Annotated in this window: 15 protein-coding genes and 1 pseudogene; 5 read left to right on the top strand and 11 right to left on the bottom strand. The window is 72.6% G+C overall.

Features of this window, described 5'->3' with window-relative positions; translation table 11 throughout:
- The 4 genes from ABYE80_RS09660 to ABYE80_RS09675 form a co-directional block, all read right to left on the bottom strand.
- Positions 1-1,268 (bottom strand): hypothetical protein (locus ABYE80_RS09660; RefSeq protein ID WP_372790069.1); only part of this gene is annotated, 1,268 nt, incomplete at its 3' end.
- 144 nt (positions 1,269-1,412) lie between these two features.
- Positions 1,413-2,525, bottom strand: coding sequence for an aminopeptidase (locus ABYE80_RS09665; protein WP_372790070.1), 1,113 nt, complete (start codon positions 2,523-2,525; stop codon positions 1,413-1,415).
- The gene (locus ABYE80_RS09670) at positions 2,522-3,709 is read right to left on the bottom strand and encodes an alanine--glyoxylate aminotransferase family protein (protein ID WP_372790071.1); all 1,188 of its coding nucleotides are present in this window, start codon (positions 3,707-3,709) and stop codon (positions 2,522-2,524) included. Before ABYE80_RS09670 ends, ABYE80_RS09665 begins: the two co-directional genes overlap by 4 nt.
- Positions 3,706-4,143 carry a hypothetical protein gene (locus ABYE80_RS09675; RefSeq protein ID WP_372790072.1) on the bottom strand — a complete coding sequence of 146 codons (438 nt, stop codon included), beginning with the start codon at positions 4,141-4,143 and terminating at the stop codon, positions 3,706-3,708. The genes ABYE80_RS09670 and ABYE80_RS09675 overlap by 4 nt, the downstream gene beginning before the upstream one ends.
- 204 nt (positions 4,144-4,347) lie before the next feature.
- Between ABYE80_RS09675 and ABYE80_RS09680 the strand changes: the two genes are divergently transcribed.
- The gene (locus ABYE80_RS09680; RefSeq protein WP_372790073.1) at positions 4,348-5,385 is read left to right on the top strand and encodes an MBL fold metallo-hydrolase; all 1,038 of its coding nucleotides are present in this window, start codon (positions 4,348-4,350) and stop codon (positions 5,383-5,385) included.
- A 26-nt stretch (positions 5,386-5,411) separates the two neighbouring features.
- Positions 5,412-6,338, top strand: coding sequence for a methylenetetrahydrofolate reductase [NAD(P)H] (gene metF, locus ABYE80_RS09685; protein WP_372790074.1), 927 nt, complete (start codon positions 5,412-5,414; stop codon positions 6,336-6,338).
- A 24-nt stretch (positions 6,339-6,362) separates the two neighbouring features.
- Here the strand turns inward: metF and ABYE80_RS09690 are convergent, their stop codons facing one another.
- Together ABYE80_RS09690 and ABYE80_RS09695 are read right to left on the bottom strand one after the other, a co-directional pair.
- Positions 6,363-6,749 (bottom strand): hypothetical protein, encoded by a 387-nt coding sequence (locus tag ABYE80_RS09690; RefSeq protein WP_372790075.1) that lies wholly within the window; start codon positions 6,747-6,749, stop codon positions 6,363-6,365.
- Between the two features lie 31 nt (positions 6,750-6,780).
- Positions 6,781-7,077: a hypothetical protein gene (locus tag ABYE80_RS09695; RefSeq protein WP_372790076.1), complete on the bottom strand. Its 297-nt coding sequence runs from the start codon at positions 7,075-7,077 to the stop codon at positions 6,781-6,783.
- Positions 7,078-7,106: 29 nt separating this feature from the next.
- Here ABYE80_RS09695 and ABYE80_RS09700 point away from each other — a divergent pair, with 29 nt between their 5' ends.
- A complete protein-coding gene (locus ABYE80_RS09700) occupies positions 7,107-7,805 on the top strand; it encodes a M48 family metallopeptidase (RefSeq protein ID WP_372790077.1) in 699 nt (232 codons plus the stop codon).
- Between the two features lie 33 nt (positions 7,806-7,838).
- On the opposite strand, the gene ABYE80_RS09705 is transcribed toward ABYE80_RS09700, so the two are convergent.
- From ABYE80_RS09705 to ABYE80_RS09725, 5 genes are all read right to left on the bottom strand, one after another.
- The gene (locus tag ABYE80_RS09705) at positions 7,839-8,177 is read right to left on the bottom strand and encodes a hypothetical protein (RefSeq protein ID WP_372790078.1); all 339 of its coding nucleotides are present in this window, start codon (positions 8,175-8,177) and stop codon (positions 7,839-7,841) included.
- Positions 8,174-8,524 (bottom strand): hypothetical protein, encoded by a 351-nt coding sequence (locus ABYE80_RS09710; protein WP_372790079.1) that lies wholly within the window; start codon positions 8,522-8,524, stop codon positions 8,174-8,176. The genes ABYE80_RS09705 and ABYE80_RS09710 overlap by 4 nt, the downstream gene beginning before the upstream one ends.
- A 128-nt stretch (positions 8,525-8,652) precedes the next feature.
- Entirely contained in the window at positions 8,653-9,228 is a 576-nt protein-coding gene (locus ABYE80_RS09715; protein ID WP_372790080.1) for a GNAT family N-acetyltransferase, read from the bottom strand.
- Positions 9,229-9,333: 105 nt separating this feature from the next.
- Complete coding sequence (locus ABYE80_RS09720; protein ID WP_372790081.1) at positions 9,334-9,786, bottom strand: DUF4334 domain-containing protein; 453 nt, start codon at positions 9,784-9,786, stop codon at positions 9,334-9,336.
- A gap of 10 nt (positions 9,787-9,796) precedes the next feature.
- The gene (locus ABYE80_RS09725) at positions 9,797-11,065 is read right to left on the bottom strand and encodes a citrate synthase (RefSeq protein WP_372790083.1); all 1,269 of its coding nucleotides are present in this window, start codon (positions 11,063-11,065) and stop codon (positions 9,797-9,799) included.
- Between the two features lie 152 nt (positions 11,066-11,217).
- Here ABYE80_RS09725 and ABYE80_RS09730 point away from each other — a divergent pair, with 152 nt between their 5' ends.
- Both ABYE80_RS09730 and ABYE80_RS09735 read left to right on the top strand, forming a co-directional pair.
- The gene (locus ABYE80_RS09730) at positions 11,218-11,847 is read left to right on the top strand and encodes a DapH/DapD/GlmU-related protein (protein ID WP_372790082.1); all 630 of its coding nucleotides are present in this window, start codon (positions 11,218-11,220) and stop codon (positions 11,845-11,847) included.
- A gap of 125 nt (positions 11,848-11,972) precedes the next feature.
- A pseudogene (locus ABYE80_RS09735) lies at positions 11,973-12,446 on the top strand (hypothetical protein); the annotation flags it as partial.

Here is a 12,446-nt window from a genome sequence, read left to right on the forward strand (position 1 = left end):
AGTCGCGCCGTGGTGCGGAAGCTGCCGTCGGCGCGCACCTTGGCCGTCGCGACGCGCTTGCCGTCACCCAGGAACCGGATCGACACGGTCTTGCCGGTCAGGGACTTGTCGGCCGCGCCAAGCAGCCGGACCCGGCCGTCGCGGATCGCCACGTCCTGCAGGACGAGGCGGCGCTTCGTGCACTGCAACGCGAGCTCGCTGGCGGTCTGGGTCTGCGCCGGTGGTGCGGCGGCCGGCGGCGGCGAGCAATCGACGTTCGCCGCCCGCACCCGAGCTTCGCCGAGGGTGACGTCGGCGATGGCCTGGCCCGCGATGCTCGCCTGCACGCGGAGCGCCTGCTGGGTGAGGATGCCGTCGACCACCGTCTTGGCGCCGGCGGTGACCTTGACGTTGGCGACGGTGGCGGGCACCACGATCGTGGGCAGGGCGTCGAGCGCGGCCTGGATCGCGGGCTTCAGGAGGGTGTTGAGCGCGGACTCGAGCACCGGCGATCCGAGGATCTGCGTGAGGGCGCTGCTGGGGAGGAGCGCGAGCGGGTCCAGGGAGGACGGGTCGACGCTCGCGGTGTCGATGACGTTCAGGTTCTGATCGACCGCGGCCCCGGGCACGATGTCCTGACCCAGGACCTTGAGCCCGACCACCTGCGAGGTCCCGTAGGTCTCGGCCTTCCCGTTCGTGCATCGCGCGCCCGCATAGGCCAGGGCGGCCTGGACGGACACGAGGTCGACGTTGGGCAGGCCCCCGTTCGGCAGCAGCGCGGTCAGGGCCGGTTTGACGTCGAGGCTGAGCTCGGCGCCGAGGACGGGCTGCAGCAGCAGCGGAACCGGGATCGACGGCAGCGTCGGCAGCGACGCGAGCACCGACGTGATCGGCAGCGTGATCGGTAGCGTCGGCAGTGCCGAGACCCGCAGGTCCGCCACGCCGCCGATCGCCAGCGCCTGCTGCTGGTCGCGCGGGGTTCCCTCGGCCGACACCAGCGTCTTGGCCACCACCGCGGAGGTCGCCAGCGGCGCGGGCAGCACGTCCGCGAGTCCGGCGGAGTCGTTGGCGCAGGCCGGCTTGCCGCGGTTCGCCGTGACCGGCTCCAGCGCCGGCTGCCCGAGCACCGCGCCGCGCAGCGCGCTGGCGTCGCAGTTGTACGGGCTGGCCGCGTGGGCGGGTGCGGCACCGACGGCGACGGCCACCGCCACGCCGAGCGCGACGAGGGTGCGCCGCTCGCGGGAGCGTTCGAGGGTGGGACGGGTGGGTGTCGGGCGACGCAGGGCCATGCAGTGCCTCCGTGACTGCTCGGGTCCGTGGTGGAGCAACGCGCCACGACGAGGTCCGAGACACCCCTGCCGGTGGGACGGCGCTGGACGGATGATGGGGGTCCTGCTCCGGTTGCGCAACCCGGATGCGCCGCGATTGGACGTTTAGCGGACGAACCGCCCGTCCTGCTGGATCACGTCGTCGTCGGCCGTGATCCGCCCACCACGACGCAGATCGCAGATGAGATCCCAGTGCAGCGCGCTCTGGTTCTTGCCGCCGGTCTCGGGGTAGCTGCGACCCAGGGCGCAGTGCACCGTGCCGCCGATCTTCTCGTCGAACAGGATGACGCCGATGGGGCGGTCGATCCCGAAGTTGGTCCCGATCCCGAGCTCGCCCAGGCGCCGGGCGCCCGCGTCGGTGGCCAGCGCATGTTGCAGGTAGTCGTCGCCGACCTCGGCCCGCGCGGCGACGACCTCTCCCCCGCGGAACTCCATCTCCACCCCGCGCACCTCCACGCCGGCCGGCGAGGAGGGCACGTCGAACCGGATGTGTCCTTCGGCGCTGGTCTCGTGCGGGCCGGTGAAGACCTCGCCCGAGGGCATGTTGCGCTTGCCGTCGGAGTTCACCCATCGCCGCCCCTTCACGGAGAGCGTCAGATCGGTGCCCGGCGCCTCGATCCGGATCTGCTTCGCGGAGGAGATGCGCCCGATGAGCTCGTCCTGGAACCGGCCCAGGTGCTCCCAGGCCGCCACCGGTCCTTCGGGGTGATCGAGGAAGAGCGCCCCCCGCACGAACGTCGAGAACTCCTCGAGCGACATGGCAGCCTGCTGCGCGAGCGACGGCGTCGGCCACAGCGTCGTGCACCAGCGGCGCTTCATCGTCGCGTCCGAGATCGGCTTGCGGGCGCGGCGAGCCCGCATGAGCTTCTCGGGGTCGAGGTCGCTCAGCGCCCGCACGTCCTCGGGCGCCTGGATGGCGACGGTCGCCTGACACGCCTTCGCCTCGGCGAGGGCCAGGGGGGCGTAGTCGTCCAACTGCCAGTCCGAGACGTGCTCGTAGTAGCCGCGAGTCTGGCCCGGCAGCTCCACCCGCAGCAGCGGCCAGCCCTCGCGCTCGAGGATGGCCCGCTGCAGTTCGAGCAGGAGCGGCGCGGCGAGGGTGGTCGACCGCACGGTCACCTGCTGGCGGCTCTCGATCTCCAGGCAGTAACCGGCGATCAGGTCGGCGAACGCCGCGGGGTCGACGATCCGGGCGACGGTGTCGGACTCTTCGGTCACGAGGACCAGCCGTCGGCCAGTTCGCGCAGCGCGGCATCCGCGTCCCGGCCCAGGAGCGTCGCGAGCGCGCCGACCAGGCGTTCCTGCGGCTCGGGGGTGGCGCCGACGCCCATGACGCCGATGCGCCAGAGCTTGCCGGCCAGCGGCCCGAGTCCTCCGGAGATCTCGATGCCGTGGTCCCGCAGCAGGGCGCCGCGGATCGCGGCCTCGTCGATGTCCTGCGGCGGACGGACCGCGAGCAGCGGGCACAACGCCTCGTCCGCGGACGCGAGGCGCTCGAGTCCCAGCACGGCGAGGGCGCGGCGCAGCGCCTCGTGGGCGGTCGCGTGCCGCGCCCAGCGCGCCTCGAGCCCCTCCTCGGAGACGAGCGCGAGTCCCTCGCGCAGCGCGTAGACCATGTTGATGGGCGCGGTGTGGTGGTACGAGCGCGGTGGCGCCGCCGACCCGTCGCCGCCGCTCTCGCTGTCACGCCAGTAGCCCAGCACCAGGCTCAGGTCGAAGTACCACGATCGCGACGAGCCGTCGACCCGCTCCAGCGCCCGTTCGCCGGCGGTGAACGGGGCGAGTCCGGGGGGCACGTTCAGGCACTTCTGGGTGCCGGAGAAGGCGGCGTCCACGCCGGCGGCGTCGAGGTCGAGCGGGTGGCCGGACAGCGAGGTCACGCAGTCCACGAGGAACAGCGCGCCCTGCTCGCGGCACGCGTCGGCGATGCCGTCGAGGGGCTGGGCCACGCCGGTGGAGGTCTCCCCGTGCACGACGAACGCGGCCGCGGTCGGGCCCGCGGCGATCGCGTCGACGAGCGACTCGGTCGGGATCGCCCGGCCCCAGGGCGCCTCGACCCGGACGACGTCGGCGCCCTGCCGGTGCAGCGCATCGGCCATGCGCTCGCCGAACAGCCCGTGGACCCCGCAGACGACGCGGTCGCCGGGACGCACGAAGTTGACGACCATGGCGTCCATGCCTCCGCTCCCCGTGCCGCTGATCGGGATCGCCACGCGGTTGCTCGTGCGGAAGACCGCACGCAGTCCGGCGGCGACCTCGTCCATGAGGGCGCCGAACGCGGGATCGAGGTGGCCGATCGTCGGCGTCGCCAGCGCGTCGAGGATGCGCTGGGGTACGGGTGACGGGCCGGAGCCCAGCAGCAGGCGTTCCGGGATGGACGTGACGGTCGTGGCGGTGCTCATGGGGCAGGGACCTCCGGGAGGTGCTCGGCGAGATGGTCGCGCAGCGCGTCGCGGATCGCGGCACGCTCGGTGGGGGTGGTCACGCGGTAGCGACGCAGGAGGTCCTTGGCGCCGGTGGTCGCGACGCCCGCGATCTCCCACCGGACCACCAGACGCTCGAACAGGAACTCCACCGCGCGCGCCCAGCGGTCCTCCTGGGTGGAGGCGGCGGTCGAGCGCTGGCCCTTGCGCAGCGCCTCGTACTCCGCGCGCGTTCCCGGCGACATGCCGGTGCGGAGCACGAGGACACCGTGCTCACCCAGGTCGCGAGCGGCCTCGGCGAGGGCGTCGGGGTCGGGGACGTCCAGGTCCAGATCGATGCCGAGGTCCGCGAACGAGGTCGGGCCGGGCGTCTTGCCACCGGACCTGTCGCGACGCCGTGCGCGTTTGCCCATCAGGTCCCCGTCGGTGTGGTGGCGGGCTGCCTGGGGATCCCGGGTCGCGCGGTCGCGGGTCGCGCGGCACCCCGCACGCCCGGCCGCGCGATCGCGGCAGCGGAGGTATCGGCGACCTTCGCGGGGGTTGCGGGCATCCGCACGGATCCTAGTGGCCCGGGGCGGGCGGTCCGGTCCGGGCCCCCGGACGTAGACTCCCGGCGCGTGTCCTCTCCGTCCCACAAACGCGAGGTCGGGCGTGGCGAGCGTGTGCTTCCGGGCGTCTGGCGCCTGCGGCTCCCGCTTCCCTGGCCGGGCGTTCCGCACTGCAACGCCTGGGCGGTGGCCCGCGGCGACGGGATCGTCCTATTCGACACGGGGATGCACGAGCCCGGTTCCCTCGCGCATCTGGAGCGCGCGCTCGCCCAGGTCAACCTCCGGCTCGAGCACGTGCGCCTGCTCGTCTGCACCCACGCCCATTCCGACCACTACGGTCAGGCCGCGGCGGTCGTCCGCCGCAGCGGCTGCGAGCTGTGGATGCATCCCAACCACGAGCACATGACGGTCGCCGCGTCGGACCCCGACGCTGCGCTGCAGCGGAGGATCGAGGTCGCGCTGCAGTCCGGCGTGCCCGAGGCGCCGTTGCGGGCCTACGCCGAGGAGGCGCGGGGCCGCAGCTACGGCATCGAGGAGATCGTGATGCCGGACCGCGATCTCGTGCCCGGCGTCGTCGTGGACACGGATCTCGGACCGTGGTCCGTGCACGAGACCCCCGGGCACGCCCCGTCGCACGTCTGCCTGTTCCAGGCGGACCGGCGGCTGCTGATCACCGGCGACCATCTGCTCGGGCGGGTCTCGCTCTACTTCGAGTACGGCTACTCGCCCGATCCCGCCGGCGAGTTCCTCGAGTCGCTCGATGTGGTCGAGCGGCTCGACGCGCGGCTGTGCCTCCCGGGTCACGGCCGCACGTTCGCCGACGTCCAGGCGCATGTCGACGCCAACCGTGCGCTGGTGCAGGAGCGGTTGGACCGTGTCGGGCTGGTGCTCTCCGAGCACGGTCCGATCACGGCGTTCGAAGCGCTGCCGCGGATCTACGGCGATCCCGTCACGTCGTTGAACGCGAGCTGGCGGATGACCGAGACGCTCACCTACCTCACCCACCTGGAACGTCTCGGGCGCGTCGAGCGGGTGGAGCCCGACGCGGCGAAGGCGCCCGGCCCGGAGCGCTGGCAGATCGTCGAGGCCGATCCCTCCCAACCTTGACACGATCGTGTTAGGGTTCGCGCAGGATGCGGATCGACGAGCTTCTCGCCCGCAGTGGCGACCCCACCTTCTCCTTCGAGTTCTTCCCGCCGAAGACGGCGGCCGGCGAGGAGAACCTCTACGCGGCGCTGCGCGAGCTGCAGCCGCTGGAGCCCGCGTACGTGAGCGTCACGTACGGCGCCGGCGGCACGACGCGCGAGAAGACGATCGAGATCGTCTCGCGCATCAAGCAGGACTTCGGCCTCGAGGCGATGGCGCACTTCACCTGCGTGAACGCCACGACCGACGAGCTGCGCGCCGTCCTGGACCAGCTCCGGAGCGCCGGCGTCGAGAACGTCCTGGCGCTGCGCGGCGATCCGCCACAGGGCCAGGAGCGGTGGACCAAGACCGACGGCGGCCTGGAGTACTCACGCGAGCTCGTCGAGCTCCTGCGCTCGGAGTACCCGGGCTTCGCGGTGGCCGGCGCCGCCTTCCCCGAGACGCACATCGACGCGGCGTCCGCCGAGGAGGATCTGCGACACCTCAAGGCCAAGGTCGACGCCGGGGCGTCGTTCCTCGTCACCCAGTTGTTCTTCGAGAACCGCTTCTACTTCGAGTTCGTCGAGCGCGCCCGTGAGATCGGCATCCAGGTGCCGATCATCCCCGGGGTGATGCCGATCACGAACATCGACGGGATCAAGCGGATGACCGAGCTGTCGGGATCGGCGCTGCCCGCCGGTCTCGAACAGGCCCTCGAGGCCCGCCGTGGCGACACCGAGGCGGTGGCCGAGCTCGGCGTGGCGTACGCGACGCTGCAGTGCGCCGACCTGCTCGCCGGCGGAGCTCCCGGCATCCACTTCTACACGCTGAACCGCTCCCCCGCGACGCGGGCGATCCTCAGCGCGCTGAAGCTCTGGCGTCCGTGGGAACGGGCGACCGGACTCGCGGTCGCCCCCGAGCGCGCCGCCGTCTGACGTCGCGGGCAGCCCGGGCGGCGCTCAGGCGCCGCCGATGAGGGTGAAGGTCACCCGCTTGCCCTTCTGCGTCGCGACCACGTCCGTGACGGGCGGGCATCCAGCGCAGGGCCTGACGGCGCGGATGGTGAAGCCCATGCTCCGGGAGGGGACGCTTCCGTTCTTGAGATCGCGCCTCGCCACGTCCCCGGCCACCTTGCGCGCCGTCTTGCACGTGGATCCGCGACTGCGAAGCTTGGTCACCTTCACCGAGTACGTCGCCGACCCGTCGCTGGAGGAGTAGTACAGCCCCTTCGAGGAGCAGGTCTTCGTCGCGGGCTTCGACGCCTCGGCGGGCAGGACGGAGGCCGCGATCGCGACGCACGCCGTACCGACGGCGACGAGGGTCCTGGACGATGCTGTTGCAGGCATCGCGCGAGCCTACTGCACCGGAACCCGGTGTCTAGTCCGCCGAGCCTTCGACCTCGATCTCGAGCCCTTCGGCGACGAGGGGCCGCCCGGCCCGCTCGTACTGCACGTCCACCGAGTCGTTCTGCCGGTAGGTGCCCACGCCCCAGGCGCCGAGGAACCAGCGCCAGCCGCTCACCTTGTCCTTGCGGAGCTCGCGTCCCGGGAACACCAGCACCCGCTCCTCCACCACGTAGTCGACACCCTCGCGTTGCGGCACGCCGCTGATGTACACGCGGAACGGCGGCTGCACGCCGGGCGGGAGGCGGACGATCGAGCGAGGGCCCGTCATGCCCGCACCGTACCCTGCGCGGTCGACCCATGGCCGCTCGCCCAGACATCGCCTACACCGTCCGCCGCTCGAACCGAGCCCGTCACATCCGGGTGGTCGTGGACCCGCAGGCGGGTGTCGAGGTCGTGCTGCCGCCGCGGGCCGCCGAGGCGGACGCGGCGGGCGCCGTCGTCGAGCTGCGGCCCTGGATCGAGCGACGCCTGGCCGAGCACGCCGCGCTGCGGGCCCGCTTCGAGCGCCCGCCGGGCACCGTGCCCTATCTCGGGGCCGACCTCGTGCTCCGCGAGGAGCCCGGCCGGACGCGCGTCCACCGCCGCGGCGATGTCCTGCTCGTCCCGGCGTCCGGATCCCCGTCCGCCGCGCCGGGCCCCGAGGGCGATGTCCTTCGGGCTGCGCTCGAGCGGTGGTACCGGCGAGCGGCACGCGCCGAGTTCGGCCCGCGGGCCGACGCCGCGGCGGCCGCGCTCGGCCGCACCGTGACCCGCCTCACGATCCGTGACCAGCGCACCCGGTGGGGCTCCTGCACAGCGGCCGGAGCGTTGTCCTTCAACTGGCGGCTCCTCCTCGGCCCGCAGGAGGTCCTCGACTACGTGGTCTGGCACGAGGCCTGCCACCTCGTCGTCATGGACCACTCCCCGCGCTTCTGGGCGCTGGTCGAGCACCACCTGCCCACCTACCGCGAGCCGCAGCGCTGGCTGCGGAGGAACGGCGCCGGACTGCACCTGTAGGCCCGCCGGCGCGGCCGCCGAGCCCCGAGCCCCTCAGCGCGCGAGCAGCGTGCGGCGCAGGGCCTGGAAGGCGTCCTCGCGACCCTGCGGGGCGACGAGGTGCTTGCGGAGCCGGCCGGTCCAGGCCTCCGTCGACCCGTCGCCCCGGACGTCGACACCGGCGTGGAGCCGGCCCTTGCCACGGAGCTCGCCGCGGGCGACGACCTGGCTGACCGGTTCGTACTCGCGGCCGAGGACGCGCACCGGTGCCGAGCGGGAGGTCGTCGCGCACGCCCGCAGTTCGGACTCCAGGCGATCGAGGGCCTCGACGAGGGTGTCGCACGGGTGCTTCTCGACCCGCCCCGTCACCCGTACCAGGACGGTGAAGCTCACGCGGGCGGAGTGCCGTCGTCGGTGCGGTGGTCGGTCACCACCGGGGCCGCCCCCGGCTCGACGTCCTCGTCGGGGTCCACCTCGGGTGCCCCCTCCGAGAGCGCGGTGCGCTTCGGGATCCGCCGGGCGGCTTCGGCGACGCGCTCCGCGACGGGCTTCGCCGCCTTGCCGACGATGCCGCGTTCGGCGGTACTCATCTCGGGCCACGCCGCGCGCAGGGTCGCGAGATGCGCCTCGGCGACGTCCAGCAGGTCCCGGGCCGCCCCGTAGGCCGACTCCTCGACGGCTTCCTCGGCGGCGCCGACGGCCAGGCCCGCCTCGGCGAGCAGCTTCAGATGCGCGTCCATCGTGCGCAGGCTACCCGCGTCGGCGCGTGGACCGGTCGGATGACGCGAAGGCGTGACAGGTCGCCGAGGTGTGACAGCGGCCGCGCGCGGTGGCGTGAGCGCATGACCGCGACTGTCGCACCGGGCGGCTACGCGGCGGCGAGCAGGGACGGAACCTCTGCGCGGGGATGGCGCCGCGCTGCCCCGATGTCGAACACGAGCCGGATCTCCGATCCGTCGCGCCGGACCTCGACGACGTCGCCCGCCGAGCCGAACAGCCGCTGGGCCCCGTGGTTCTCGGCGAGCATGATCGCCACGAAGCGCCTGACGCCTCGGTCGCGTGCGGCGTCCATGGCGAGCTCGAGCAGGTGACGTCCGACGCCCTGCCCCTGGTAGGAGTCGGCGATCGTCATCGCGACCTCCGCCGCCTCGGGGTCGTCCGTCTGGCGCACGAAGCGCACCACGCCGACGAGGACGTCCGGCTGGTCGGCGAGGACGGCGACGAGGGCCTCGTGGTCGACGTGGTCGACCTCGGTCAGGTAGCGCAGCTCACCCGCCGACAGCTTCGAGCGGCTGGCGAAGAACCGCAGGTAGGACGACTCGCGCGACAGCTGCGAGACGCCCCAGGCCAGGAGTGCCTTGTCGTCGGGCCCGATGGGGCGGACGAGCAGGCGACGGCCATCGCGGAGGGCGGAGAACCGGTAGCCAAGAAGTTGCGCGAACACCTACCCGAGGGTACGCCGATCGAGGCGAACGTGTGTGCGTGCGATCACCGAGTGACGTGCGCGTCACGATCGAACGTATGTACGTGCTCGCGTGCGGGGTGCCGCTCAGCCGCGGCGGCGCAGCCAGAAGAACAGCGGGGCGTCGCCCTTGCGGTCCATCAGCCCGAGCACGGTGTGCTCGTCGACCCGACGGAAGTGGTCGAACACCGGGTGCTTGTCGTAGACCATCGTCGCCGTCACGACGCCGCGGTGCTCCACCGCGCGCAGCGAGGCCGCGCCGAGCACCGGGTTCGCCTGGCGGGCGCCGCCGGCGTCGAGGCAGACGATCGGATCCACGTCGTCGCGGCCGCGGAAGGACTTGCCGACCCATCCCAGCGCCCCGAGCTGCTGCTCCCCGGGATGCCCGGTGGGCACGAGACCGCCGTCCCAGTCCCCGAGCATCTCGTCGCATCCGACCGCCTCCAGCGCGTCGAACAGCGCGTGCGCCTCGTCGATCGGGACGGGCGCACTGCTGTCGGCGAGCGCCCGGAAGCGGGCCGCCGTGTCGAGCGTCGACACGACGCGAGCCTCAGCCGCGGTCGCCGATCGGCACGTAGTCGAGGGTGCGACCGCCGGTGTAGATCTGGCGGGGGCGCGCGATCTTCTGCTCCTTGTCCTGCGTCATCTCCAGCCACTGGGCGATCCAGCCGCTCGTGCGCGGGATGGCGAACAGCACGGGGAACATGTCGACGGGCATGCCCAGCGCCTCGTAGATCAGGCCCGAGTAGAAGTCGACGTTGGGGTAGAGCTTGCGGGAGACGAAGTACTCGTCCTCCAGCGCGATCTTCTCCAGCTCGACGGCGATGTCGAGCAGCGGATTGGTCCCCGTGACCTCGAAGACGTCCTCGCAGGCCTTCTTGATGATCTTGGCCCGCGGGTCGTAGTTCTTGTAGACGCGGTGGCCGAAGCCCATCAGGCGCTCCTCACCGTTCTTCACGCCCTGGACGAAGTCCGGGACGTTCTCGAGGGTGCCGATGCGACGCAGCATCCGGAGCACCGCCTCGTTGGCCCCGCCGTGGAGCGGGCCGTAGAGGGCCGCGACGCCGGCGGCGACCGCCGAGTACGGGTCGACCTGCGAGGAGCCGACGGCACGCACGGCGCTCGTCGAGCAGTTCTGCTCGTGGTCGGCGTGGAGGATGAAGAGGATGTCGAGCGCGCGCTCGATCCGCGGGTCGGGCTCGTACTTGAGCTCGGTCATCTTGAACAGCATCCCGAGGAAGTTGCCCGGGTAGTTGAGCTCGTTGTCGGGGTAGACGTACGGCATGCCGCGGGCGTGGCGGTAGGCGAACGCCGCCAGCGTCGGCATCTTGGCGATCAGCCGGATGACGTGGCTGTAGCGGATCTCCGGGTCGTCGATCTTGCTGGCGTCGGGGTAGAAGGTGGAGAGGGCGCCCGTCGTCGCCAGGAGCATCCCCATGGGGTGCGCGTCGTAGCGGAACCCTTCGCAGAACTGCTTGAGGTTCTCGTGCACGAAGGTGTGGATCGTGATCTCGTGAATCCACTCGTCGAGCTGCTTCTGGTTGGGCAGCTCGCCGTGGATCAGGAGGTACGCGACCTCGAGGTAGGTGGACTTCTCGGCCAGCTGCTCGATCGGGTAGCCGCGGTACTCGAGGATGCCGCGGTCACCGTCGATGTAGGTGATCGAGCTGCGACACGAGGCGGTGTTCATGAACGCCGGGTCGTAGGTCATGAGGCCGAAGTCGTCCTCGTTGACCTTGATCTGGCGTAGATCGATGGCGCGCACCGTGTCGTCGGTGACGTCGACCTCGTAGGTCTTGCCGGTCCGGTTGTCGGTGATGCTCAGCGTGTTCTTGCCGGGCGCTACGCCCGACGTTCCGTCCTGCTGGGTCTCCGTGCTCACGACGTATCTCCTCGGGGATCTCTCGGTCGCTCCCATACTATGCGTCCCGCGCTCCGCGTTTGGGCGTACGCCGCAAAGATCCTTCGACGATGCACGCAGATCACGCAACCGGGACCCGTCCGGTCATCGACTGGGCGGCTCGAGATCGCGACGTCCCGTGGCTGCTGCGTCGCCGCCGCAGGCGCAACATCCCCCCGTTCGGCGGGTTCGGGCCGGGGTCGACGATCGGCTGGCCGAGAGCGGTCACGCAGCCCGAGCGCGTGTTCATCGGCGCCGATGTCCATCTGGGCGACCACACCTGGTTCGCGCTCACGGAGGAGCGTTCGGTGCAGGTCACCCAGGGCGAGCTGGCCGAGGCGCAGCGGTTCGACCCGCGTCTGGTCATCGGGGATCGCACGCGGTTCGGCCGTGACCTGACGATCGCGTGCCTCGGCGAGGTCACGATCGGGGCCGACGTCCTGGGTGGCGATCGGGTCCTGATCGCGGACACCTACCACGACTACCGGGACCCCGGCACGCCGGTCACCCGACAGCCGATGGCCACGCCGCGACCCGTGCGCATCGAGGACGGCGTCACGCTCGGGACCGGGGTCATCGTGAACCCGGGGGTGACGATCGGCGCGGGCGCCGTCGTGCGGCCCGGATCGGTCGTCACGAAGGACGTGCCCCCGGGAGCCTTCGTGGGCGGGAGCCCCGCGGCGCCCGTGGCCCGGGACTGATCCGGCGCACGCCCGCGGGAGGACGCCCGCTCCGCGCGCGGGACCGGATGGCGGCGGCTGCCGCGGGCGCGCGGGATCCGGCGGCACGACGCCTCGCGCGCGAGGCTGGCATCCTCGGTGCTGCCATGAGCGCCGAGGAGAGCACGCCCACGCCGTCCACCCCGGAGGCCGAGGTGCCGGACGCCGGCGCCCCCGCCGCCGAGGTGCCCCAGCCGCCCGAGCCGGTTCAGCCCCCGGCGGAGCAGCCGACGCCGGTCGTTCCCGACGAGCCGGTCGCGCCGCCCGCCCCGGCGGAGCCCGAGGCCCCGCCCGCCCCGGCCGAGGAGCCCGTCGTCCCCGAGCCGGCGCCGGCCGAGGTCCCGGAGCCGTCGGAGACCCCGGCCCCGGCCCCCGAGGAGGACGCTGCCCGCGCCGCGGGGACCGACACCGCCCCCGCCCCGCAGCAGGGCGCTGCTCCGCCCGCCGAGGCCACCGCGTCCACGAGCGGCGGCGACGTGGCGACCGGGGACGGAACCGCGACGCCATCCGCGGAGGCCGACGCGGTGTCGACCGCCGTCGATCCGTCGATCCCCACGCGGCCGGTGGCCGTCGCCCGTCCG

This window comes from Paraconexibacter sp. (genome assembly GCF_041602235.1).
Lineage (GTDB): Bacteria > Actinomycetota > Thermoleophilia > Solirubrobacterales > Solirubrobacteraceae > Paraconexibacter.

Coding starts and splice junctions, on each gene's coding strand:
- metF (WP_372790074.1), top strand. CDS start 5,412: ATGCGGATCGACGAGCTTCTCGCCCGCAGTGGCGACCCCACCTTCTCC.
- ABYE80_RS09730 (WP_372790082.1), top strand. CDS start 11,218: ATGCACGCAGATCACGCAACCGGGACCCGTCCGGTCATCGACTGGGCG.
- ABYE80_RS09695 (WP_372790076.1), bottom strand. CDS start 7,077: ATGACGGGCCCTCGCTCGATCGTCCGCCTCCCGCCCGGCGTGCAGCCG.
- ABYE80_RS09675 (WP_372790072.1), bottom strand. CDS start 4,143: ATGGGCAAACGCGCACGGCGTCGCGACAGGTCCGGTGGCAAGACGCCC.
- ABYE80_RS09710 (WP_372790079.1), bottom strand. CDS start 8,524: ATGGACGCGCATCTGAAGCTGCTCGCCGAGGCGGGCCTGGCCGTCGGC.
- ABYE80_RS09670 (WP_372790071.1), bottom strand. CDS start 3,709: ATGAGCACCGCCACGACCGTCACGTCCATCCCGGAACGCCTGCTGCTG.
- ABYE80_RS09700 (WP_372790077.1), top strand. CDS start 7,107: ATGGCCGCTCGCCCAGACATCGCCTACACCGTCCGCCGCTCGAACCGA.
- ABYE80_RS09690 (WP_372790075.1), bottom strand. CDS start 6,749: ATGCCTGCAACAGCATCGTCCAGGACCCTCGTCGCCGTCGGTACGGCG.